Annotated in this window: 21 protein-coding genes; 16 read left to right on the forward strand and 5 right to left on the reverse strand. The window is 73.9% G+C overall.

From position 1 onward, the window contains the following. The first annotated feature begins 82 nt into the window (after positions 1-82). From LQ327_RS11195 to LQ327_RS11225, 7 genes are all read left to right on the forward strand, one after another. Entirely contained in the window at positions 83-499 is a 417-nt protein-coding gene (locus tag LQ327_RS11195; RefSeq protein ID WP_230733365.1) for a GlcG/HbpS family heme-binding protein, read from the forward strand. Between the two features lie 34 nt (positions 500-533). Beyond that, a complete protein-coding gene (locus LQ327_RS11200) occupies positions 534-1,439 on the forward strand; it encodes an MIP/aquaporin family protein (protein ID WP_230733367.1) in 906 nt (301 codons plus the stop codon). Then, positions 1,436-1,897 (forward strand): diol dehydratase small subunit, encoded by a 462-nt coding sequence (locus LQ327_RS11205; protein ID WP_230733369.1) that lies wholly within the window; start codon positions 1,436-1,438, stop codon positions 1,895-1,897. The genes LQ327_RS11200 and LQ327_RS11205 overlap by 4 nt, the downstream gene beginning before the upstream one ends. 1 nt (position 1,898) lies before the next feature. Then, complete coding sequence (locus LQ327_RS11210) at positions 1,899-3,614, forward strand: propanediol/glycerol family dehydratase large subunit (RefSeq protein ID WP_230733371.1); 1,716 nt, start codon at positions 1,899-1,901, stop codon at positions 3,612-3,614. After that, positions 3,611-4,192: a propanediol/glycerol family dehydratase medium subunit gene (locus LQ327_RS11215; protein ID WP_230733372.1), complete on the forward strand. Its 582-nt coding sequence runs from the start codon at positions 3,611-3,613 to the stop codon at positions 4,190-4,192. Before LQ327_RS11210 ends, LQ327_RS11215 begins: the two co-directional genes overlap by 4 nt. 119 nt (positions 4,193-4,311) lie before the next feature. Next, a complete protein-coding gene (locus LQ327_RS11220) occupies positions 4,312-6,165 on the forward strand; it encodes a diol dehydratase reactivase subunit alpha (protein ID WP_230733375.1) in 1,854 nt (617 codons plus the stop codon). Then, positions 6,162-6,572, forward strand: a complete 411-nt coding sequence (locus LQ327_RS11225; RefSeq protein ID WP_230733377.1) for a glycerol dehydratase reactivase beta/small subunit family protein — start codon at positions 6,162-6,164, stop codon at positions 6,570-6,572. Before LQ327_RS11220 ends, LQ327_RS11225 begins: the two co-directional genes overlap by 4 nt. 32 nt (positions 6,573-6,604) lie before the next feature. Here LQ327_RS11225 and LQ327_RS11230 read toward each other — a convergent pair whose 3' ends face one another. Continuing rightward, a complete protein-coding gene (locus LQ327_RS11230) occupies positions 6,605-7,564 on the reverse strand; it encodes a patatin-like phospholipase family protein (protein WP_230733378.1) in 960 nt (319 codons plus the stop codon). A gap of 424 nt (positions 7,565-7,988) precedes the next feature. Continuing rightward, on the reverse strand, positions 7,989-9,698 hold the full coding sequence (locus tag LQ327_RS34720) for a metallophosphoesterase (RefSeq protein WP_230733381.1): 1,710 nt from the start codon (positions 9,696-9,698) through the stop codon (positions 7,989-7,991). A 110-nt stretch (positions 9,699-9,808) separates the two neighbouring features. On the opposite strand from LQ327_RS34720, the gene LQ327_RS11240 reads away from it, so the two are divergent. The 5 genes from LQ327_RS11240 to LQ327_RS11260 all read left to right on the forward strand — a co-directional run bounded on the left by LQ327_RS11240 (position 9,809) and on the right by LQ327_RS11260 (position 16,775). Next, positions 9,809-11,482, forward strand: a complete 1,674-nt coding sequence (locus LQ327_RS11240; RefSeq protein WP_230733383.1) for a CocE/NonD family hydrolase — start codon at positions 9,809-9,811, stop codon at positions 11,480-11,482. A gap of 331 nt (positions 11,483-11,813) precedes the next feature. Next, a complete protein-coding gene (locus LQ327_RS11245; RefSeq protein ID WP_230733385.1) occupies positions 11,814-12,752 on the forward strand; it encodes an alpha/beta fold hydrolase in 939 nt (312 codons plus the stop codon). A gap of 138 nt (positions 12,753-12,890) precedes the next feature. Further along, positions 12,891-13,715: a SigB/SigF/SigG family RNA polymerase sigma factor gene (locus LQ327_RS11250; RefSeq protein WP_230733387.1), complete on the forward strand. Its 825-nt coding sequence runs from the start codon at positions 12,891-12,893 to the stop codon at positions 13,713-13,715. A 261-nt stretch (positions 13,716-13,976) separates the two neighbouring features. Beyond that, positions 13,977-15,626 (forward strand): APC family permease, encoded by a 1,650-nt coding sequence (locus tag LQ327_RS11255; protein WP_230733389.1) that lies wholly within the window; start codon positions 13,977-13,979, stop codon positions 15,624-15,626. A 180-nt stretch (positions 15,627-15,806) separates the two neighbouring features. Beyond that, positions 15,807-16,775, forward strand: a complete 969-nt coding sequence (locus tag LQ327_RS11260; protein WP_230733391.1) for a hypothetical protein — start codon at positions 15,807-15,809, stop codon at positions 16,773-16,775. Positions 16,776-16,843: 68 nt separating this feature from the next. Here LQ327_RS11260 and LQ327_RS11265 read toward each other — a convergent pair whose 3' ends face one another. Beyond that, positions 16,844-17,887: an esterase/lipase family protein gene (locus LQ327_RS11265; RefSeq protein WP_230733392.1), complete on the reverse strand. Its 1,044-nt coding sequence runs from the start codon at positions 17,885-17,887 to the stop codon at positions 16,844-16,846. Positions 17,888-17,934: 47 nt separating this feature from the next. Further along, positions 17,935-18,765: an IclR family transcriptional regulator gene (locus LQ327_RS11270; RefSeq protein ID WP_230735008.1), complete on the reverse strand. Its 831-nt coding sequence runs from the start codon at positions 18,763-18,765 to the stop codon at positions 17,935-17,937. A gap of 229 nt (positions 18,766-18,994) precedes the next feature. On the opposite strand from LQ327_RS11270, the gene pcaH reads away from it, so the two are divergent. From pcaH to LQ327_RS11285, 3 genes are read left to right on the forward strand one after another with little or no spacing between them, the layout of a single operon-like run. Beyond that, the gene (pcaH, locus tag LQ327_RS11275) at positions 18,995-19,705 is read left to right on the forward strand and encodes a protocatechuate 3,4-dioxygenase subunit beta (protein WP_230735011.1); all 711 of its coding nucleotides are present in this window, start codon (positions 18,995-18,997) and stop codon (positions 19,703-19,705) included. 2 nt (positions 19,706-19,707) lie between these two features. Beyond that, positions 19,708-20,325, forward strand: a complete 618-nt coding sequence (pcaG, locus tag LQ327_RS11280) for a protocatechuate 3,4-dioxygenase subunit alpha (protein ID WP_230733394.1) — start codon at positions 19,708-19,710, stop codon at positions 20,323-20,325. Continuing rightward, on the forward strand, positions 20,322-21,545 hold the full coding sequence (locus tag LQ327_RS11285; RefSeq protein ID WP_230733396.1) for a 4-hydroxybenzoate 3-monooxygenase: 1,224 nt from the start codon (positions 20,322-20,324) through the stop codon (positions 21,543-21,545). The genes pcaG and LQ327_RS11285 overlap by 4 nt, the downstream gene beginning before the upstream one ends. 18 nt (positions 21,546-21,563) lie before the next feature. Here LQ327_RS11285 and LQ327_RS11290 read toward each other — a convergent pair whose 3' ends face one another. After that, complete coding sequence (locus tag LQ327_RS11290) at positions 21,564-22,064, reverse strand: Lrp/AsnC family transcriptional regulator (RefSeq protein WP_230733398.1); 501 nt, start codon at positions 22,062-22,064, stop codon at positions 21,564-21,566. A gap of 80 nt (positions 22,065-22,144) precedes the next feature. On the opposite strand from LQ327_RS11290, the gene LQ327_RS11295 reads away from it, so the two are divergent. Continuing rightward, complete coding sequence (locus tag LQ327_RS11295) at positions 22,145-23,089, forward strand: DMT family transporter (RefSeq protein WP_230733399.1); 945 nt, start codon at positions 22,145-22,147, stop codon at positions 23,087-23,089. The last annotated feature ends 3 nt before the right edge of the window (positions 23,090-23,092 follow it).

Genomic DNA, 23,092 nt, shown 5'->3' on the forward strand with positions numbered 1-23,092 from the left:
TGCCCCGTCGGGCCACAGTCCGGCGGGCCACGCGACGGACTGTCACCCGGCGTGGCGATCCCCCTTCCCACGGAGGTTCCCCATGCCGGGCCTGACCCTGGCCGACGCCCGCATCGCGCTCGACGCCGGGCTCGCCGAGGCCGACACGATCGGCCAGCCGATGAACGTCGCCGTCGTCGACGACGGCGGGCATCTGCTCGCCTTCGCCCGCCAGGAGGGCGCCATCCGGGCGAGCATCGACATCGCCCAGCGCAAGGCACGGACCTCGGTCCTCATGGAGGCCCCGACCGCGGCGCTCATGCCGCTCGTGCAGCCCGGCGCCGAGCTCTACGGCCTGGAGCAGACCGCGGGCGGCCTCGTCGTCTTCGGCGGCGGCATCCCGGTCCACCGCGACGGCGTGCTCGTCGGCGCGGTCGGCGTGAGTGCCGGCTCCGCGGAGCAGGACGTCCAGGTGGCCACGGCCGCCGTGGCCGCGATCAGCACCCCCGTCCCGGCCTGACCCCCCGGCACCGCCGCCGAACAGGAGCCGTCCCGTGTCCCGCACCTCCCCCCTCACACGAGAACTGATCGGCGAGTTCGCCGGCACGTTCATCCTGATCCTCTTCGGCACCGCGTCGGTCGCCCAGTACGTCGTCTCGGAGGGCAAGGCCGGCGACTGGAGCACCCTGACCTGGGGCTGGGTCGCCGGCCTGATCATGGGGATCTACGTGGCCGGCCGCCTCGGCGCCGGCCACCTCAACCCCGCGGTCACCCTCGCCATGGCCGTCTACCGCAAGCTGCCCTGGCGCAACGTGCTGCCGTACGCGCTCGCCCAGACCGCGGGCGCCTTCGTCGCCGCGCTGATCACCCGCGCCGTCTACAACTCGGGCATCGTGGCCGTCGACCCCGGCCTGACCTCGTCGTCGCAGACGATCTTCTCGACGCTGCCGAACCACGGCGTCACGACGGCGTTCTTCGACCAGGTCGTCGGCACCGCCCTGCTGGTCTTCGTGCTGTTCGCGCTGCTCGCGACGCTGCAGGGCGCGGCGTCGATGCTCCTGCCCTTCATGGTCGGCCTGCTGCTGCTGGGCATCGGCTTCGCGTGGGGCACCAACGCCGGCTACGCGATCAACCCGGCCCGTGACTTCGGTCCCCGCCTGGCCGAGTGGCTGACCGGTTACCAGTCCGCCTGGGTCACCCCGGACGGCGTGCAGTACTGGTGGCTGCCGATCGTCGCCCCGTGCATCGGCGCGCTCATCGGCGGCGGGCTCTACGTCCTGGTCATCGAGCGCCTCGAGGTCCCCGCGGCGCTCGACGCCCCGGTGCCCGCGCCGACGCCGGAGTCGGCGGAGGCCGGCGCCAACGTCGACCCCCGCCACCCGGCCACGGCCGCCGACGTCGTCGTGCCCGGGCAGCCCGCCACCGCCACCCCGTCGTCGTCGAAGGAGGCCTCCCGATGACCAGCAACGTCACTGAGCTCACCGCCGTGGACTACCCGCTCTCGATCAACCGCCCGGATCTGCTGCGCACCCCCACCGGCAAGACCCTCGACGACCTGACCATGGCCGCCGTCGTCTCCGGGGACATCACGTCCGAGGACCTGCGTATCAGCCCGGACACCCTCGCGCTGCAGGGTCAGCTGGCGGCCGCGGCCGGCCGACGCCAGCTCGCCGAGAACTTCACCCGCGCCTCGGAGATGACCGCCATCCCCGACGACGAGGTGCTGGCGATGTACAACGCGCTCCGTCCGAACGCCTCGACCGCCGCGCAGCTCTCCGAGCTCGCGTCCCGGCTGGAGGACACCTACTCCGCCGGCACGTGCGCCGCGCTCGTCCGCGAGGCCGCGCAGGTCTACGCGGCCCGCAACCTGCTCGCGGAAGACCTCCCCGTCGCTCCGCTCGCCCCTGAGGAGGCCTGAGATGACGGCAGTGGCACCCCGCCCCACCGACAGCGGCGTCCGGACGTCGAAGCGCACCGAGATCCTCGAAGCGCGTCCGGTGAACCTGGACGGCTTCGTCGAGGAGTGGCCCGAGAAGGGCCTCGTCGCGATGGAGTCGGACTTCGACCCGCAGCCCTCGGTCCGTGTCGAGGGCGGCCGGATCGTCGAGCTCGACGGCCGCACCCGCGACCGGTTCGACTTCATGGACACCTTCATCGCCGACCATGCGATCGACGTCGAGGCCTGCGAGGAGGCGGTCGCGACCCCGTCGATCGAGATCGCCCGGATGCTCGTCGACCCGCGGACCTCGCGGGCCGACGTCGTCGCCCTCGGCCGGGGCCTCACCCCGGCGAAGATCCTCGACGTCGTCAAGCTGATGAACGTCGTCGAGATCATGATGGGCATCCAGAAGACCCGCTCGCGGCGCACCCCGGCCAACCAGGCCCACTCGACGAGCGCCAAGGACAACCCGATCCAGGTCGCGGCGGACGCCGCCGAGGGCGCCGTCCGCGGGTTCGCGGAGCTGGAGAGCACCCTCGGCGTCGTGCGCTACGCGCCGCTGGTGGCGATCGGCCTGCAGGTCGGCGGCCAGGTCGGACGCGGCGGCACGCTCACCCAGTGCGCGCTGGAGGAGGCCACCGAGCTCGACCTCGGGATGCGCGGCATCACCGCCTACGCCGAGACGATCTCGATCTACGGCACCGAGTCGGTGTTCGTCGACGGCGACGACACCCCGTGGTCGAAGGCGTTCCTGGCGTCGGCCTACGCGTCGCGTGGGATCAAGATGCGCTTCACCTCGGGCACCGGCTCCGAGGTGCAGATGGGCAACGCCGAGGGCCGCTCCATGCTGTACCTGGAGATCCGCTGCATCCTCATGGCCAAGGGCGCCGGGGTGCAGGGGCTGCAGAACGGCTCGATCTCGTGCATCGGTGTCCCCGGGGCGGTCCCCGGCGGCATCCGGGCGGTCGCGGCGGAGAACCTCGTCGCGAGCTGGATGGACCTCGAGTGCGCCTCCGGCAACGACCAGTCGTTCTCGCACTCGCCGATGCGCCGCACCAGCCGGCTGCTGCCGCAGATGCTGCCGGGCACCGACTTCGTCTGCTCCGGGTACTCGGCCGTGCCGAACAAGGACAACATGTTCGCCGGGTCGAACCTCGAGACCGACGACTACGACGACTGGAACGTCATCCAGCGCGACATGCAGGTCGACGGCGGCCTGCGCCACGTCCGCGAGGACGTGATCCTGCAGGTCCGCAACAAGGCGGCGCGCGCGATGCAGGCGCTGTTCGCCGAGCTCGACCTCCCGGTGATCACCGACGAGGAGGTCGAGGCGGCGACCTACGCGAACTCGAGCGACGACTACCCCGACCGCGACGTGCTCGCCGACCTCGACGGCGCCCGCAGCGTCATGGAGCGGGGCATCACCGGGCTGGACCTGGTGAAGGCCCTCGAGCGCAGCGGCTTCGGCGAGGTCGCCGAGAACTACCTCAAGGTGCTGCGCCAGCGCGTCTCCGGCGACCTGCTGCAGACCGCCGCCGTGCTGACCGGCGACTTCGTCCCGCTGGCGGCGATCAACGACGCCAACGACTACGCCGGCCCCGGCACCGGCTACCGCCTGTCCGGCGAGCGGTGGGAAGAGCTCAAGAAGCTCCGCCACGTCACCTCCGCCGAGAACCCCGAGGAGGAGGTCGTATGACCGCCGCAGTGGAGTCGGTCCGCACGCTCGCGCTGCGCGAGATCGGGCCCGCCGAGCGCGGGACCCGGCCCGAGGAGGTCGTCATCGCGCTCTCCCCGGCGTTCGGGGACCCGTTCACGAAGACGATCGTCGACGTGCCGCACGCCGAGGTCGTCCGCCAACTGCTGGCGGGCATCGAGGAGCGCGGCGGCTCGGCGCGGGTGATCAAGGTCTACCGGACCACCGACCTCGCGGCGATCGCCCACTTCGGGGCCAAGCTCTCCGGCTCCGGCATCGCGGTCGGCGTCCTCTCGCGGGGCACCACGGTGCTGCACCAGCGCGACCTGGCGCGGCTCTCGAACCTCGAGCTGTTCCCGCAGGCCCCGCTGCTCGACGCCGAGGTCTTCCGGGCGATCGGGGCGAACGCGGCGCAGTACGCGCAGGGGCAGTCGCCTCGCCCGGTGCCGACGCGCAACGACCAGATGGCCCGCCCGCGCTGGCAGGCCAAGGCGGCGCTGCTGCACCTCAAGGAGTTCGAGTGCATCGACCACGCCCGCGCGGCGGTCGAGGTCGAGCCGGTCATCACCCGCGTCGACTAGGTGCGCTGCCGCGCTCGTGAGCCCTATCGGCGTGCTCCCCTTATTCCGTGCTCTGGCACGGATTAGTGCTCACCGGGCCGGAGGCCACCTACCACCGTCACGACTCAGGAAGGCCGGGAGTGTCCCTCGTCATCGGCGTCGACATCGGCAACTCCACGACCGAGGCGTGCATCGCGGAGGTCGTCCCCGGCGAGGTGGCGCGCCTGGCCTCCTCACTCACCCGGACGACGGGTGTGAAAGGCACCCCGGCGAACACCGCCGGGGCCGTCACGGCCGTCCGGCGTGCCCTCGAGGCCGCCGGGCGGCCCTCTGACGCCCTCGCGACGGTGCTCCTCAACGAGGCCACGCCGGTCATCAGCGGGCTCGCGATGGAGACCATCACCGAGACGATCATCACCGAGTCGACGATGATCGGCCACAACCCCGACACCCCCGGCGGCGAGGGCCTCGGCGTCGGGATGACGGTGGCGCTGGACGAGCTGACGACCGTCGAGGCCGACGTCCCGGTCGTCGTCGTGATCGAAGCCGGCGCGGACTTCGACGACGTCGCGCACCTGCTGAACGGGGCGTCCGAGCGCGGCGTCGACGTGGTCGCGGCCGTCATGCACGGCGACGACGCGGTCCTCGTCGTGAACCGCTTGCCGCACCGCATCCCGGTGGTCGACGAGGTGTCGGCCGTGGAGAAGGTGCCGCTGGGGATGCTCGCGGCGGTCGAGGTCGCGCCGCCCGGGCGGACCATCCGCACGTTGTCGGACTCGTACGGGCTGGCCTCCACGTTCGACCTCGACGCCGAGCAGACCCGCCAGGTCTCGCCGGTCGCCCGGGCGCTCTCGGGCAACCGGTCCGCCGTCGTCGTGCGGACCCCCGCCGGCGACGTGACCGACCGGCGCATCCCCGTCGGGACGCTGACCCTGTCCGGTTCCGGGCGATCCCTCGACGTCGGGGTCGACGGCGGCGCCGACGCGATCATGGAGGCGATCGGGCGGGTCGCCCCGCTGACCGACGTACATGGTGAGCCGGGCACCCACGTCGGCGGGATGCTCGCGAACGTCCGGGACACGATGACCGACGTGACCGGGCAGCCCGCGTCGGACATCCGGATCCGTGACGTCCTCGCCGTCGACACCGTCGTGCCGGCCGTGGTGCGCGGCGGGCTGGCCGGGGAGGTCTCGCGGGAGAACGCCGTCGCGCTCGCGGCGATGGTGCGCACCAGCCGCAGCCGCATGCAGGCGGTGGTGGACGCGATCTCCGTCGAGCTCGGCTGCGAGACGGTCATCGGCGGGGTCGAGGGCGAGGTCGCGGTGCGCGGCGCGCTCACCACCCCGGGCGCCTCGGTGCCGATCGCGATCATCGACATGGGCGGCGGCTCGACCGACGCGGCGCTGCTCGACCGGGACGGCGCGGTCTCGGCCGTGCACGTCGCCGGCGCGGGCGAGCTGGTCACCAAGCTCATCGACTCCGAGCTCGGCCTCGAGGACCGGGACGCCGCGGAGTCGGTGAAGCGCCACCCGCTGGCCAAGGTGGAGAGCTTCTTCCACGTGCGCCACGAGGACGGCACGGTCCAGTTCTACACCGACGCGCTGCCGCCCGCGGTCTTCGCGAAGGTCGTGACCGTCACGCCCGAGGGGCTCGCGCCGGTGCCGGTGCGCGGGTCGCTGGAGGAGGTCCGGCGGGTGCGCCGCGAGGCCAAGCGCCGGGTGTTCGTGGTGAACGCGCTGCGGGCGCTCGTCCAGGTCGCGCCGCAGGGCTCGCTGCGGCTGCTCGGCTCGGTGGTGCTGCTCGGCGGGTCCGCGCTGGACTTCGAGATCCCCGGGATGGTGGCCGACGCGCTGGCGCCCTACGGCGTGGTGTGCGGCATCGGCAACGTCCACGGCACCGAGGGTCCGCGCAACGCCGTGGCCGCCGGGCTGGTGGACACCCACGCCGGGACCGCGGCCGGGCCGACGGCGGCGTCGCGCGAGGCGGTGTCGTGAGCAGCCCGCTCTCCGGGGTGATGGTTTCCGGCGGACCCGGGTGCCATGGCCGCATCGACCGCGCCGACGACCCCGCCCTGCCACCCGCGGTCCTGATCACCGTCCACGACGACGCCCCGCCGGGCGTGCTGCGGGAGGTCTGCGCGGGCGCGGAGGAACAGGGCATCCCGACGGCGATCCTGTCCGGCCCGCCGTCGGACGCCGATGACGCCGGACGGCACGCGGCGGGGGAGTCCCGGCTCGAGGTCGGCGTCGGGATCGGGCCCGACGGTGCCGTCGTCGTCCGGCACGCCCTGGTGCCGGCGGCCGTGCTGGTGCTCGACGGCGGGTCCCCTCCGTCGCGGGTCCGCGCAGCGGGGGCGGACGCCGCGCGGATCGTGGCGGGGCTGGCGCTGCGCGCCATGTGAATGAATTCGGTCGCCCGGACGACCACATTCGTTCACATGCCGAAGGCTTCCTTCAGCGCCTCGCATCCGGTCTCGACGCCCTGGCGAAGCCGGTCCGGGTCGGTCTCCAGCGGGTTGATCGTGTTCGATCCCTCCGGCGGCCGGACCTCGAACAGGTGCGGGGGCTCGTCGACGCCCTCGTCCCCGGCGATCGCGCTCGCCTTCGCGAGCCACTCGTCGTCGGCCCGACGGTTCTCCAGGCGCCGCCCCAGCACGTGCACCAGGCCGGGGACCCGGGCCTCGCCGAGCCGGGCCACGAGCGCCTTCTCCAGCCGGGTGGCGTCGATCGCCTCCTGGTCGGCGCGGCGGGTGCGCAGCATCAGCACGTGGGTCGCGCCCTGGTCGAGCGCGGTGTGGAAGGGCAGCGGCTCGGCCACCGCGGCGTCGACCAGCCGACGGCCGTGGATCTCGATCGGCATCCCCGCGAGCACCGGCACGTTCGCCGAGGCCTGCAGCGCCCGCTTGAGCGACTCGGGGTCGGAGATCGTGCCCTCCAGGTCGAGCGCCTGGCCGGTGTCGACGTCGGTCGCGACCGGGTGCAGCGGCAGGTCGGAGTCGACGACGTCCTGCCAGCGCACCGGGATGACCTTCTCGCCGACGGTGTGGATGAGGTACTCGACGTCCACGACCGGTCGCCCCCGCAACCCCCGGGCCGGCTTCGTCACCCGCTCCATCAGCCCGGGGCGCCACCAGCCCGCGCAGCACTCCTCGACCTGGCGCGCGGCGAGCCAGCTCCCGGCGAGCGCGCCCGCCGAGGCGCCGTAGACGGCGTCGAAGGAGTCGGTGAAACCCAGCCGCTCGAGCCCGAGCACCATGCCCGACGAGTACGTCGCCCGGCTCCCGCCGCCCTCGATCGCGACGACCACGCGGTGGCCGTCGTCGTGCGCGCCCGGACGTGTGCCCGCCGCCCGGCGGGCGGTGAGCACCTCGATGACGCGATGGGGCCGTGGCACCCGGGCATCCTCGCGGGCGCCCGGGGCTCCGGCGACACGGAGGTGGCCCGTCACACGGCCCGCCGCGCCGGGGCAGCCCCGCGCGAGGATGTGGAGTTGCTGACGTCCGGTGTCAGCGGTGCCGCATCGCCCGCCACGCCCGACCGCCTCGCCCGCCACGCCCGACCGCCTCGCCCGCCACGCCCGACCGCCTCGCCTGCCACGAAGGGCACATCACGCAGGTCGATGCGCCCGCCGGCCTGCGCCACGTGCCCCTGATCACCTGCGCCGGAGCCTGGCCCGCCACGAGGGGCACATCACGCATGCCCCACGGCCTTGCGGGATGCCTCCAGTGCTCTTGATCACCTGGCGGGGGCGGGGGCGGGGGCGGGGGCGGGTGCGGCAGGGCTGACCAATCCCGAGCCACACAGCACCGGCACCGCCCTCAGTGCGCGCGCCGCTCCAACGTGACGCGGTCGATCTCCTGACCGGTGTCGGTGATCGCCCGCAGCGTCATCGTCGTCGTCTGCCCCGGTCCCGGCGGCGGCACGACGTCCACCGTCACGTAGGCGTAGTCGAGGTAGCGGGCCTGCGACCAGTCGACGACGTCCGGGAGCTTCGCCGATTCCCCGACCGCCTGGTAGCTCACCACGTTCACCCCGCTGTCCGGGGTGGTGTCGCCGCGGTAGCGGTCGGTCTCGCCCGCCTGCCACGAGTACCGGGGCCGCCCGCCCGACCCCACGCAGACGTACGTGGTGCCGTCGGTCTCCGGCCGGACCGTCGCACCGTCGGGAGCCTGCGCGGCCGAGCGCCCGCGGCGGATCGGGTTCGTGCGTTCGTACTGGTGGTTGTGACCCTGCAGCGCCAGATCCACCGAGAACTCGTCGAACAACGGCGCGACCGCGGCCCGGACCCCGGCGTCGGAGGCGTGCGAGGCCGACGTCGCGAACGCGCAGTGGTGGAAGAACGCGACCACGAAGTCGATCGCGGGGTCGCCGCGCATCCCGGTCAGTGTCTGCCGGAGCCAGGTGACCTGGGCGCCGCCCGAGTAGCCCGCGTTCGTCGGGATCTCCATCGACAGGTCGTTCGCGTCGACGCTGACGACCCCGACGTTGCCGTAGCGCATCGAGTACACGCTCGGGCAGGCGCTCGGCCCGGTGCGCGGGAGGTCGAGCCGCGCCGCGTGCCCGCCGTAGCCGTGGCGGGCGCCGTGCGCGGTGTTGTCGTCGTAGAGCGCCTCCATGTCGTGGTTGCCGGTCGCGAACATCCACGGCGTGGTTGCGGCGCTGCGCTCGATCAGCCCGAAGTACGTCGTCCACACCGTGGGGTCGAAGCTGTCGAACCCGGAGGGCGACTTCGACGAGCCCGTCGACTTCACCGGCTTGCCCTCACCGGAGGGGTCGGCGTAGCAGATGTCCCCCGCGAGCAGGTGGAACGCGGGGCGGGTCGCGGCGACGCGGTCGACCATGGACGTCGACGGCGTCATCGAGCGACGGGTGTCGTCGGGCTTGTAGGGCTCGTTGGTGAACCCGGACAGCCCGCTCGGGGGGACCATGTCGACGCCCTGGTCGGCGAACGCGGTGAAGCTCCACGGGCCGGTCGCGGTCCGCGGCGCGGTGGTGAACGTGGCCGTCTCGGTCGTCGTGCCGTCGGGCATCCGGAACCGGTACTGGTAGCTCGCTCCGGGCTGGAGCCCGTTGGCGAGCGCGTGGACGAAGTACTGGTCGCTGGCGCGGATCGAGCCGTCGGCCTGCGGGACCTGGGAGACGAGGCGCCGCACCTCCACCGGGATCTGCGCGCCGAACGTCCCGCCCTGCCCGAGGTCGACGACCATCGCTCCCGCCGGCGGAGGTGCGGTCAGTTCGCCGGCCATCGCCATCGAGCGGGTCGGGTCGTCGCCGAACGCCAGGTGCCGCCCGACCACCGCGACCGGCGCCCCCGCGGCCGAGGCGCACGCGGCCAGCGTCCAGGGCGCGGACGCGAGCCCGAGGGCGGCGACGACACCGGAGCCCTGCTTCAGCGCGGTGCGCCGGCTCACCGGGTGGCGGTGCAGGAAGCTGCGCACCCAGTCGTGCTGCTCGGCGACGGTCATGTGCTCGGCGAGGTCCGCCGGCACGCCGACGTCGGGAGCCTGGCCACGGGGAGTGCGCGTCACGGACCGCAGCGTCACCCGGCCGGGAATCGTGTGCGACCGGACCCCGGCGAACACACGGTGAACAGCGGCCGTGCTCCGTGCAGCGGCGAGGGCCACGTCATCATGGACCGATGAGTCCCGTCACCCGGCTGCTGCGGCGGGGCATCGGCCTGCCCGCCCCGCGAACCCCCCGCGTCCGCGTCGTCCGGGACGTGGCGGTCCCGATGCCCGACGGCGTCGTCCTGCGGCACGACCGCTACGTCCCGGCGGGGATCTCGCGGGGCCCCGTCGTGCTCGTGCGCAGCCCGTACGGCCGGGCCGGCTGGGTCGGCCTCGTGTTCGGGCGGGTCGTGGCCGAGCGGGGCCACCAGGTCGTCGTCCAGTCGGTCCGCGGCACCCGGGACTCCGAGGGCGCGCTCTCGCCGTTCGACGAGGCCGACGACGGCGTCGCGACGGTGCGCTGGCTCGCGGCGCAGCCCTGGTGCGACGGCCGGGTGGTCACCCTCGGGCCGAGCTACCTCGGCATCACGCAGTGGGCCCTGGCTCCGGACGCGGGCCCGGCGCTGCAGGCGATGGGGACCATGGTCACCGCCTCGCAGTTCCGCGACCAGACCTATCCCGGCGGCACCTTCTCCCTCGACAACGGGCTGTCCTGGGCGGCGATGATGCAGCGTCGGACGATCGGCGCGCAGCTCGCCGAGCGCGTCCGCCACCGGGTCGAGGCCGGCTTCGGCACGGTTCCGCTGTCCGGGGCGGACACCGTCGCGTCGGGGCACCCCGTCGACTTCTTCCAGGACTGGCTGCGCGAACAGGCGCCCGACTCGGCCTACTGGGCCAAGCGCTCCTACGCCGCCCGGGTCCCCGAGGTCGCGCGCAACGGGGTCGCGGTGAGCATGACCGGGGGCTGGCAGGACATCTTCCTGCCCTGGCAGCTCGCCGACCACGCGGCACTGCGCGCCGCGGGCGCCCGCCCGCTGCTGCGCATCGGTCCCTGGGTGCACACCACGCCCGCCGGGATGGCCGCGGGGCTGCGCGACGCGCTGGCCCTGTTCGACCGCACCCTCGACGGCGTCACGGGTCCCGACAATGCAACTGAGCACGCCGATAGGGAGTTCCCGGTGCACCTCGAGCTCTCCGGCGGCGGGGGCGAGCGCCGCCTGCCCGACTGGCCGCCCACGCACGTCACCGAGCACGCCCTCTACCTGCGGACCGACCACACCCTGCGCGACGAGCCCCCGACGGTCCCGGGCACCGGCGGCGAGCACTGGGCCGGCACCCGGATCACGTACGACCCGTACGACCCGACCCCCGCCGTCGGCGGCCCGATCCTCACCGGACGCTCCGGTCCCCGGGACCAGACCGCGCTCGAGGCCCGCGACGACGTCGTCGTGTTCACCGGCCCGGTCCTCGCGGCCGACCTGGTCGCGCTCGGCCCGGTCCGCGCGACGATCCACGTCCGGGCCGAGGTCGAGCACCTCGACGTGTTCGTCCGGGTCTGCGACGTCGACGACGCCGGCCGCTCGGTCAACGTGACCGACGGGATCCGGCGCCTCACCCCGACCGAACCGGGTCCCTCGGCGGACGGGAGCGTCGCGGTCGAGATCGAGATGTGGCCGGTCGGACACCGCTTCGCCGCCGGGCACCGGCTGCGCGTGCAGGTCTCCGGCGGCGCCCACCCGCGCTTCGCCCGGCACCCGGGCACCAGCGCGGCCCTGGGCGAGGCGGACATCCTCGTCCGCCGGGAGCGCGAGGTCCTCCACGACGCCGCGCACCCGTCCCACGTGGTCCTTCCGGTGGAGCGCTGACCGCCGGTCCGAGCAGCGGTCCGCGGCGGACGGAGACGCAGGTCGCAGGCGTCGGCGGGGCGCCCGTCACAAGTTCCCCGTGAGTAGCATCGATGGTGCCGCCGGCTCGTCCGGCGGGACGCTCCCGGGCCCCTCCCCCCGGGCGCCCGGAGCGTCGAGCGGACCGGTCGTCCCCCCGGCCGGTCCGCTCTCCCCGATCACGCGAACCCGCGTGCGGCTCTCCGCCCCGCTCCCCGACGTGGGGGAGCGGCCGGGCCCGAGTGGCCCGACCGGATGCCCGTCCCGGTGGTGAGTCGGTCAGCTCCCCCCTGACGGGCTCCGGAGGTCTGTGATGGACACCGCTCTGCACGGCGGGCGAGAACGCCCGGTCCCCGGCGTCGTCGGCGACGACGGCGTCCCCCTCGACGTCACGATCCGCGGCTCGCGCGGCCCGACGGTCGTGTTCTGCCACGGCTTCACCGTGGACTCCCGGTTCTGGGAGCCCCAGATCGCCGCGCTCGACGGGCACGCCCGCATCGTCACGTGGGACCAGCGCGGGCACGGCCGCTCCGGCTGGGGCGAGCCCTCCCACGCCACCGTCGACCAGACCGGGCGCGACCTGGCCGCGGTCGTCGACGCCGTCGCACCGTCGTCCCCGGTCGTGCTCGTCGGGCACTCGATGGGCGGCATGAGCATCCTGGCGCTGGCCCGGCAGCGCCCGGAGTGGTTCGGCACGCGGGTGGTCGGCGCGTTCCTCGTCGCGACCTCCGCCGGGGACCTGGTGCGCGAGGGCCCGCTCGGGCTCGCCCACGACGCCGCGCGCCGGCTCGGGCTGCTCCCGGCCCTGCTGGCCGGGGCCCGCGTGGCCGCCCCGTTCGCGGACACGCTGCCCTGGCGTGACTCCTGGATCGGGCGCTGGACGCTGCGCCGGCTGCTGTTCACCGACGACGCCACCGACGACGAGGTCCGCGACGCGCAGTCGCGCGCCGAGCAGCTGCCGCTGCCGGTGGGCCAGGCGTTCGGCGCCGGCCTGCTCTCCCACGACGAGTCCGGCGCCGTCCCGGTGCTCGCCCGGATCCCCGTCGTCGTGGTCACGGCGGTCGAGGACCGGCTCACCCCGGCGTCGCACGGACGACGGATCACCGAGGCGATCGGGCCCTCGGCGCGCCTGGTGGAGGTCGAGCACGCCGCCCACGCGGTGAGCGTCACCCACCACGACGTCGTCGACGCCGCACTGCTCGACCTGGTGCACGGGGTCGGCCCGGGCGGGTCGGTCGCGCGCGGCGCCTGATCAGGGTGCTTGCGCCCCGGGGAGCCGGGCTGACAACCTCGGCGAGCACGAGTCCTCCGGTTCACCCCGCAGCCGCGACGACACCGCTCGTGAGGTCCGCGTCCCGGCTCGCCGGGGAGCGGTGGCGGGGGACGACCCATGACCGACGTGGCGCCGGGTGAGGACACCGACGGCGAGGACTTCGCCGCGCTCGTCCCGGTCTTCGTCGAGCACGCCGCCTGCGCGCTTGACGACCCGCGCCGGGCCGAACTGCGTGACCGGCTCGTCGTCGCCTACCTCCCGGTCGCGCGGAACATCGCCCGGCGCTTCTCGCGGCGCGGGGAGCCGACCGACGACCTCGAGCAGGTCGCGACCGTCGGGCTGATGCACGCCGTCGACCGCTTCGACCCCGGCCGGGAGCGGGACTTCCTCTCCTACGCGGTCCCGACGATCATGGGGGAGGTCCGGCGCTACTTCCGGGACTCGGCGTGGTCGGTGCGGACCCCGCGCAGCATCAAGGACCGCTACCTCGCCGTGGGCGGCGCGACCGCGGCGCTCTCGCAGCGCCTCGGCCGCGCCCCGACGGTGCCCGAGATCGCCGAGCACCTCGGACTCGGGCGCGACGAGGTGGCGGAGGCGGTGGCCGCGCACGGCTCGTACCACCCGGCCTCGCTGGACGAGACCCTCGGCGAGGGGGACGACTCGTCGCTGGCCAACATCCTGGGCACCGTCGACCCGGAGTTCGACCGCGTCGAGGTGCGCTCGCTGGTCGGATCGCTGGTCGCGAGCCTGCCCCCGCGGGAGCGGCTGATGCTGGCGCTGCGGTTCGTGCACGAACAGACGCAGGCCGAGATCGCGGAGGTGCTGTGCATCTCCCAGATGCACGTCTCGCGCCTGCTGACGCGCACGCTCGCGGCCCTGCGCGCCCAGGTGGAGGCGGAGGATCGGGCGGACGGAGGAGACGGTCCGCCCCTGGCGGTCTGACTGTGGGTGGCGGAAAACGCCGTCACGATGCACTCACACGGTGACTCCGAATCGGTGCGGTGACATCTCAGCGTGACGGTCTGATTACGGCCTGTCGGATTGTTCCCGAGTTGTCCACCGACCTGCGCCGTTGATCGTTTTTACGCCCGCAAGTCCGGGTCGCGGACGGGGCGAGTGGTGCGCATCATCCCGCTGATCGAACGCGCCCGGGCCCGTGGGACGTGCTCGTCAGACCTGTCGACTTCGCGATCCGGGAGTGCCATGTCCACGACCGCTGAACCGCCCGTCCTCACCACGGGCACCGGGCTGCGCCGGACCGTCGGGTTCAGTGCACTGATGTTCATCTCGCTCGGCTCGATCATCGGGTCGGGCTGGCTGTTGGGTGCGCTGACGGCGGCCAAGTCCGCCGGCGGCGCGTCGATCCTGTCCTGGGTGCTCGCCGGGGTCATCGTCGTCCTGCTGGCCCTGGTGCACGCCGAGCTGGGGTCGACCTACCCGGTCGCCGGTGGCACGGCGCGCTACCCGCGGCTGGCGTTCGGCGCGATCGCCGGGTTCAGCGCGGGCTGGGTCGGCTGGATCCAGGCGGTCGCGATCGCGCCGATCGAGGTCGAGGCCGCGCTGTCCTACCTCGACCACATCTTCCACGGCTTCATCGACGAGAACGGCAACCTCACCGGCTTCGGGTTCCTGATCGCGGCACTGCTCATGGTGCTGTTCACCGGGATCAACCTCCTCGGGGTCGCGTGGCTGGCCGAGACCAACCGGATCACCGTGCTGTGGAAGATCGCGATCCCCGTCCTGACGGTGATCGTGCTGATCTTCGTGTCGTTCCACGGGTCGAACTTCACCGCGGGCGGCGGGTTCGCCCCCTACGGCGCGCACGGGATCTTCGCGGCGCTGCCGCTCGGCGTTGTCTTCGCGCTCCAGGGGTTCGAGCAGGCGGCCCAGATGGGTGGCGAGGCCCGCAACCCGCAGCGGGACATGCCGCGTGCGCTCATCGGCGCGGTCGCGCTCGGTGTGATCATCTACCTGGCCCTCGAGGTCGCCTTCATCGGCGCGCTCGACCCGGCCAACCTCGTCGGAGGCTGGGCCGACCCGATCGGCAAGGGCGACTTCGGTCCCTACGTGACGATCGCGGGAACCCTGGGCCTGACCTGGCTGTCGATCCTGCTCTACGTCGACGCCTTCGTCTCGCCCGCGGGCACCGGCCTGGTCTACGTCGCGACCTCGGCCCGCCTGTCCTACGCACTGAGCCAGTCCGGCTTCGCACCCAAGGGCCTGTCGAAGATCTCGAAGCGCGGCATCCCGTGGGTGTCGACGGCCGTGGCCTTCGTCGTCGGGATCATCGCCTTCCTGCCCTTCCCGAGCTGGCAGTCGCTGGTCTCGCTGGTCACCTCGGCAACAGTGATCATGTACGGGTTCGCGCCCCTCACGCTCGCGGCGCTGCGCAAGGCCGACCCGGACCGGACCCGGCCCTACCGGATGCCCGCGGCCGGTGTCATCGCCCCGCTGTCGTTCATCGCGGCGAACGAGATCATCTACTGGTCGGGGTGGACGACCCTCTGGAAGCTGTACGTGGCCATCGTCATCGGCTTCGTGCTCTTCGCCGTCTTCCGGGCCGTGCAGGTCTCCCGGAACGGCGTCCCGGCGGCCGCCAAGGACCTCCAGCTGCGCTCGCTCGGCTGGATCCTGCCGTGGCTGCTCGGGATCGGGGTCATCTCGGCCTTCGGCCAGTACGACGCGGCGGTCTCCGTGATCCCGGAGTGGTGGGACCTCATCCTCATCGCGGCATGGTCGCTGGTCATCTACTTCCTCGCGGTGCGGATGGTCATGCCGCGGGATCTGGTCGCGGCCCAGGTCGAGCAGGAGGCGGCCGACGCCGCTGCTGAGCCGGAGGAACTGCACGCGTAGTCCGTTCGACGCTCACGACGGGCGGGTCGGTGGTCTCTCGGAGGCCATGGCCCGCCCGTCGTCGTTCGTGGTGATCACGTTTGATGATGATCAGGAGCACCTGAGGCACGCCGGGATCGCTCCTGGCCTGCCTGGTGCGCCTCTCGCCGTCGTGCCTCCTCGCCCGGCAGGATGCCGCGCGTGGCGCAGGACGAGGACGCAGCGGAGGCCCCCGACGTCGAGGACGCCGCCGACGAGCTCTACGGCCTGCACCCCGACCACTTCGTCCCGCGCCGCACCGAGCTGGTGAAGCAGGCCCGGGCGGCGAAGGACAAGGAGGCGGCCACCGCGATCGGCGCCCTGCGCAAGCCGTCGCTCGGCGCGTGGCTGGCCAACGTGCTGGCGCGGGAGTCCCCCGACGAGGTGGCGGCGCTCGAGGAGCTCGGTGCCTCGATGCGCACGGCCCAGGAGGAGCTGTCGGGGGATGCGCTGCGGACGCTGACGCGGCAGCGGCGCGAGCTCGTCGGGGCGCTGGTCGCGCGGGCGCGGCGGCTGGCCCGGGCGGACGGGGTCGGGGTCGGCGACTCCGTCGCGCGCGACCTCGAGAACACCATCGCCGCGGCGCTCGCCGACGAGGGCGCCGCGCGCGCGTTCGCGGCCGGGCGGCTCACGTCGGCGCTGGAGCCCGGCGTCGGGTTCACCGGCGGGGTCGAGCCGTCGCGGTCGTCGGGCCGGCGACCGCCGCCGCGGGGGTCGGCGAGCCATCGCCCGCCGCCTCGTCGGGAGCCCGAGCCGGAGCCGGAGCCGGAGTCGGAGTCGGCGGAGGTGCCCGACGACGAGGCGGCGTCCCGGGCGGCCGAGGAGGAACGGCGGCGGGCGCGCGAGGCGGCCGACCGCGCCGTCGAACGGGCCCGCGAGGCGCGCGACGACGCCGACCGCGCGGCCGAGCGGGCCCGGACCCGCGTCGGGCAGGCCGAGTCCGACCACACCGAGGCCGAGGACGCGGTCACCGCCCTGCGCGAGCGGCTCGAGCGGGCCGAGTCGGACGAGGAGCAGGCCCGGGAGCAGCGCGACGCCGCGCGCCAGGCCCGCGACGAGGCCAGCACCGCCGCGGACGAGGCGCGCCGCGCGCTCGACCAGGCCGAGGCGGAGCGTGCCGACCTCGAGTAAGCCTCGGGTCGAGGATGCGGAGTTGCTGACGTCCAATGTCAGCGGTGCCGCATCGCTGACACGGGGGCTCAGCCCCGCGCGTACGCCTTCAGCGGCGGCTCGGCGAGCTGGTGCGGGTAGGTCGCGACCTGGAAGCCGACGCCCGCGGTGTAGGCGGCGAGGTGGGCCGGGAAGGTCGCCGGGTCGACGCCGGGCTCGAGCGCCTGCAGGCACACCGACCGGTTGATCCGTGCGGCCGACCCCGGGCCGTCGTGGTCGAGCGCGTCGATCACCAGCGCGTACGCGAGCGCGTCGAACGACCCCATCGAGAGGTGGTCGGCGAGGTGGCCGGGGCACACGTCGAAGGTCGAGATGTTGGCGCGGCGCCCGGCCCCGGTGGTGAGCGCCGAGCTCGGGGCGGGGCCGAGGTTCGGGACGACGACCTCGTCGGTCGGGGTGAACATCGTCGTGTAGTCGATGCCGGCGAAGGTCTCGGGTCCGGAGTTGAGCGCCGTCGTGAAGTGGGAGTACGTCTGCTGCTGCCAGAAGGCGGGCGCGCAGCCCGCGGCGGCGCACACCGGGTAGGCGTCGAGGGTGCCGTGGTTGGACGGGTCGATGCCGATGAGCTTCCCGACCTTCGCGCGGGTGTCCGGCCAGTACTTCAGCGCCCAGCGGCCGATCATCCCGCCCTGGGAGAAGCCGACGATCGACACCTTCTGGCCGCTGCGCGCCCGCACCGAGCGGATCGCGTTGACGACGTACTCCGCCGAGATCTGGATGTCGCTCATCGCGTGGTTGGGCAGCTCGACCGAGCAGTACGGCCGGCCCGCGGCGGCGAACGCGCGGAAGTAGTTCCAGGAGAAGTTCTCCTGCGGGGTGAGCGTGGTGCCCGGGATGAACAGCGCGACCGGGCGCTTCGCGTTCGTCGCGCCCGGGCTGCAGGTGATCGCCGCGTCGAGCTGACCCTGCGGCACGTCGAGGGCTGGCCCGGAATCCGAGCCGCCCCACGTCGGCACCGACGCCGACGCGACGGTGCTCCCCAGCAGCAGCACACCCGCCGTCACCACCGCGACCACCGCGGCCCGCAGCCCCCGCCCGACCGTCCCGACCCCGCGCCCCGTGATCCGCTGCACTGATCTACGAACGAGGAGGACCACGTTCGGGATGCGACCTGCCGGACTCAGGGGCGTGTGCCGCCCCGGCGGGTCACCGCGTCGGACCGGGCGGCGGTCGGCGCGCCCAGAGCGCGGGAGATGCCCCGGGCGGCGGCGCGCACCGCAGGGACGAGCGTGCGGGGCTCGATGCCGCCACCCCCGCTGCCGCCGTCGCTCGGGGAGGGCACGACCACCGACAGCGCGGCGATCACCGAGTCGTCCTCGCCACGCACGGGCGCGGCGACCGACAGCGCGGCGAGGTCGATCATGCCGTCGCACACCGCCACGCCGTCGCGCCGGACCGCCGCGAGGATCCGGCGCAGCGCCACCGGGTCGGTCACCGTCCTCGGAGTGAACGACGGCAGCCGCTCGGCCAGCACCGACTCCTGCACCGCCGCGGGCGCGTGCGCGAGCAGCACCTGCCCGACGGCGGTCGGGTGCAGCGGCCACCGCCCGCCGACCCGGGAGAACAGCCGCACCGCGTCCGGGTGGGCCAGCCGCTCGACGTAGACCACCTCGTGCCCGTCGCGCACCGCGAGCTGCACGTTCTGGCGCACCGCCTCGTAGAGGTCCTCGAGGATCGGCATCGCCCGCTCGCGCAGGCCGACGCTGCGCGGGGCCAGCGACCCGACCTCCCAGAGCCGGAGCCCGACCCGGTACGCGCCGTCGGCCCCGCGTTCCAGCGCCCCCCAGGCGGCCAGCTCGCCGACGAGGCGGTGCGCGGTGGAGACCGGAAGGTCGGCGGCGCGGGCGATCTCGGTGAGGGACAGGGCGCGGTGGTCGCCGTCGAACGCCTCGAGGATCGAGAACACCCGGCCGGTCACGCTCGGCGCCCGGCGACCCCCCGACGAGCTCAGGCCACTGCCCTCGGGGAGCCCGCGCCGGGCGCGTCCCCGCGGACCCGATCGGGGCTCGCGGCCCGGCTCGGCATCGGTCGTCGACGGCACGCCGGGCTCCTTCGCTTCCGGTGAACGGAAGTCAGCCTCTCGCACCCGCGGGACGCCCGCCACCCTGGGCGGCGTGAGTCCCTCATCCGCCGGCGACCCCGCCCGCGAGCCCACCGAGCAGGACCGCGTGACCGCCGCGATCCGCGAGGCCGCGACCGCCCCGCCGCAGCGCGGCGGGCACCCCGACCGCGCGTACGCGCCCTACCGCTCGACCGCCCTGCGCGCGCCGTCCCAGCCGCTCGTCGTCGCGTCGCCGAGCCTGGTGGAGCGGACCGCGCCAGTGTTCGGCGCCGCCGACGTCGCGCCGATCGACGCCGACCTCACCCAGCACTCCACCGGCGAACCGCTCGGGGAACGCATCGTCGTGACCGGCCGGGTGCTGGACGCGGCCGGCCGGCCGGTGCGCCACCAGCTCGTCGAGGTCTGGCAGGCGAACGCCGCGGGGCGCTACCGCCACGACGGCGACCTGCACCCGGCGCCGTTGGATCCGCACTTCGTCGGGGGCGGGCGCTGCCTGACCGACGACGACGGCCGCTACCGCTTCGTGACGATCAAGCCGGGCGCCTATCCGTGGCGCAACCACCACAACGCCTGGCGGCCCGCGCACATCCACTTCTCGCTGTTCGGGACGGCGTTCACCCAGCGCCTCGTCACGCAGATGTACTTCCCGGGCGACCAGCTCTTCGCCCTGGACCCGATCTTCTCCTCGGTCACCGACGAGAAGGCCCAGCAGCGGCTGATCGCCCGCTACGACCACGACACCACCGTCGCCGAGTGGGCCCTGGGCTACCAGTGGGACATCGTGCTCGACGGTCCCGGCGCCACGCCCCCCGACCCGGACGAGGTGTGAGGATGACCGGCCCCCCGGAACCGACGCCCTCGCAGACGGTCGGCCCGTTCTTCGCCTTCGGGCTCCCCTTCGACGGCGGCGGCGACGTCGTCCCGCCCGGCACCGCGGGTGCCATCTCGCTGCACGGCACGGTGCGCGACGGCAACGGTGCGCCCGTCCCGGACGCGCTGCTGGAGTTCTGGCAGGCGGGTCCCGACGGGCGCCTGCCCACCCGCGGCGGGTCGATGGCCCGCGACGGCCGCACCTTCACCGGCTTCGCGCGCGTGCCGACCGACCGCGCCGGCGACTACACCGTCCGGACGCTGCGCCCGGCCCCCGTCGCGGGGTCGACCGAGGCCCCGCACCTGGCGGTCACGGTGTTCGCCCGCGGGCTGCTGTTCCACCTGTTCACCCGGGTCTACTTCCCGAACCACACCGAGGCCAACGCCGCGGATCCGCTGCTGTCCTCGCTCCCGCCCGAGCGGGCGGCGACGTTGATCGCGGTCCCCGACGGCTGGTTCGGCGGGCCGGGCTACCGCTTCGACATCCGGATGCAGGGCGCGGGCGAGACGGTCTTCCTCGATCTGACCGGAGACGGAGCGCAGCGGAGCTCGACCATCGATGGGGCCGGGCCGGCGTGACCGTCCCCGACCGCACCGCCGTCGCGATCGTCGGCGGCGGCCCCGCGGGCCTGCTGCTGTCGCACCTGCTCGTGCGCCAGGGAATCGACTCCGTCGTGCTCGAGTCCCGCTCCCGGGAGCGGGTCGAGTCGCGCCAGCGGGCCGGGATCCTCGAGCACGGCACGGTCGACGTGCTGCACGAGATCGGCGCCGACGCCCGGATGAACGCGCAGGGGATGCCCCACGACGGGTTCGCGTTCCACGCGCACGGCGAGGAGATCCGCGTCGACATGGCCGCCCTGACCGGCCGCGGCGTGATGATCTGGGCGCAGACCGAGGTCGTCCGCGACCTGATCGCGCTCCGGCTGGAGCAGGGCGACCCGTTGCTGTTCGACGCCGAGGTGCTGGCGGTGGAGAAGGTCGACGGGCCGCTGGGGCACGACGGCGAGGCCGTGGTCCGGTACGCGTACGAGGGCGTCGAGCACGAGCTGCGCGCCGACGTCGTCGTCGGGTGCGACGGCTTCCACGGCGTCGCCCGCAGGGCCATCCCCGCCGAGGCGGTGCGGACCTTCGAGCGCGTCTACCCCTTCTCCTGGCTCGGGATCCTCGCCGACGCCCCGCCGTCGTCGGAGGAGCTCGTCTACGCCCGCCACGACCGCGGGTTCGCGCTGCTCTCGATGCGCTCGCCGTCGATCACCCGCGCCTACCTGCAGGTGCCGAACGACACCGACCCGTCGTCGTGGTCGCACGAGGCGATCTGGGACGAGCTGACGGCCCGGACCGGGTTGGCGGACGGGTCGTTCACGCTGGGGCGCGGGCCGATCACCGACGTCTCGGTGACCCCGATGCGGTCGTTCGTCGCGGAGCCGATGCGCTCCGGTCGGCTCTTCCTCGCCGGCGACGCCGCCCACATCGTCCCGCCGACCGGCGCGAAGGGCCTCAACCTCGCCGTCGCCGACGTCCGGGTGCTGGCCGGGGCGCTCGCGTCGTGGCGCTCGACCGGCTCGCAGGAGCTGCTCGACGCCTACTCGGACACCGCGCTGCGGCGGGTGTGGCGGGCCGAGCACTTCAGCTGGACCATGACGACGATGCTGCACCGGCCCCCCGACGCCGACCCGTTCGACGACCGGCTCGCCCGCTCCCACCTGCAGCTCGTCGCGTCGTCGGAGGCCTACCGGACCGCGATCGCGGAGAACTACCGGGGCCTTGACCTAGATGGCCTACGGCCTCGTGAGCACTAATTGATGCCCTGGCATCACTTACTGCTCACGGGCCGGAGGCACCTCCGAGAACCGGTCCACCAGCGCGGACGTCGCGACCATCGTCGTGAACCGGGCGACCCCCGGGATCTGGGCGAGCGTGCGGCGCAACAGCACGTCGAGGGCGTGCACGTCGGCGACGTCGACCCGCAGCAGGTAGTCGACGTCCCCGGTCACGTGGTGGCAGCTGATCAGCCCGTCGAGGTCGACGATCCAGCGCTCGAAGCGCCCGACCGTCTCGGCGGTGTGGTCGACGAGCACGACCGACAGGTGCACCACCAGCGACCGGCCGATCGCCTCGGGATCGAGGACCGCCCGGTACCCGCGGATCACGCCGTCGGCCTCCAGCCGCCGCAGCCGTCGCTGCGCGGACGACGCCGAGATGGACACCGCCTCGGCGAGATCGGCCAGGCTGGAGCGGCCGTGGTCGACGAGGTGAGCGAGGATCAGGCGGTCGATCCGGTCGAGCTGGGTGGATCGTCCAGTCAGAGGTGCAGCCACGGGAGAATCCTGCACCTCGGAGTCACTGGGCGCCCGAGATCGCCCGGCATCACCCACCCCTTCCGGCGCACTGTGGAGCCATGACGAGGAAGGTGGCTCTGCTGGCGATGGTGATCGCCGGGGCGGCGTGGGGGGCGGTGTTCGTGGCGCCCGGGCTGGCGCCGCTCGCGCCCGCGCTGCTGCTGGCGACGGGGCGGTTCGTGGCGTTCGGGGCGGTGTCGTTGCCCCAGGTCAAACAGGTCCTACGGGCGGATGTCCCGTGGGGCCGCGTGATCGCGCACGCGCTGACCGGGTCGGTCCTCTACTACGCGCTCGTCGCCGTGTCGGTGCGCCTGGCCGGGCCGACCGTCGCGGTCGCGACCATCGGTCTCGTCCCCGTCGTCATGGCGCTGATCTCGGCGAGGGGGACCGGGCGGATCGTCGGTCTCGTCCCGGCCCTGGCGCTCGTCGGCGTCGGGCAGGTGCTGCTGCACGTCGGGCCGGGGCAGGACTGGTCGCTCTCCGCGCTGGTCGGGCTCGGACTCGCCGTGCTCGCGCTGGTGTCGTGGTCCTGGTACGGCCTGGACTCGCACAAGCTGCTGCACGACCGGCCCGATCTCGCCCCGGTGCTCGCCGGCGCGCAGGGTCTCGCGGCGGGCGCGCTGGCGCTCCCGGCCGCCGTCGCACTCGTCCTGATCGGAGGCGTGCCGGCGCAGCCGCTGCGCACGCTGGCCGTGGTGCTCTTCCTCGGGCTGGTGTCGTCCTGGCTCGCGGTCCGGCTCTGGCACGCCGCGGCCGGGTACCTCTCGCCGGTGCTGGTCAGCCAGCTGATGGCGCTGGAGACGGCGTGGGGCTTCGTGTTCTCGGCGATCGCCGAGGGCGGGCTTCCTGGACCACTCGCGCTCACCGGCGAGGTCGCGATCCTCGGCGGGGTGACCCTGGCGGTGCTGGCCGACGCGCGCCGGGCTCGGGTCGCGGCACGCTCGGCGACGTCCGACGCCGGGTCCACCGGGCGGGCCCTGTCTGATCGTCAGGTTTCCTGTTAGTTT

The sequence above is a fragment of the Actinomycetospora endophytica genome (assembly GCF_021026375.1).
Taxonomy (GTDB): Bacteria; Actinomycetota; Actinomycetes; order Mycobacteriales; family Pseudonocardiaceae; genus Actinomycetospora; species Actinomycetospora endophytica.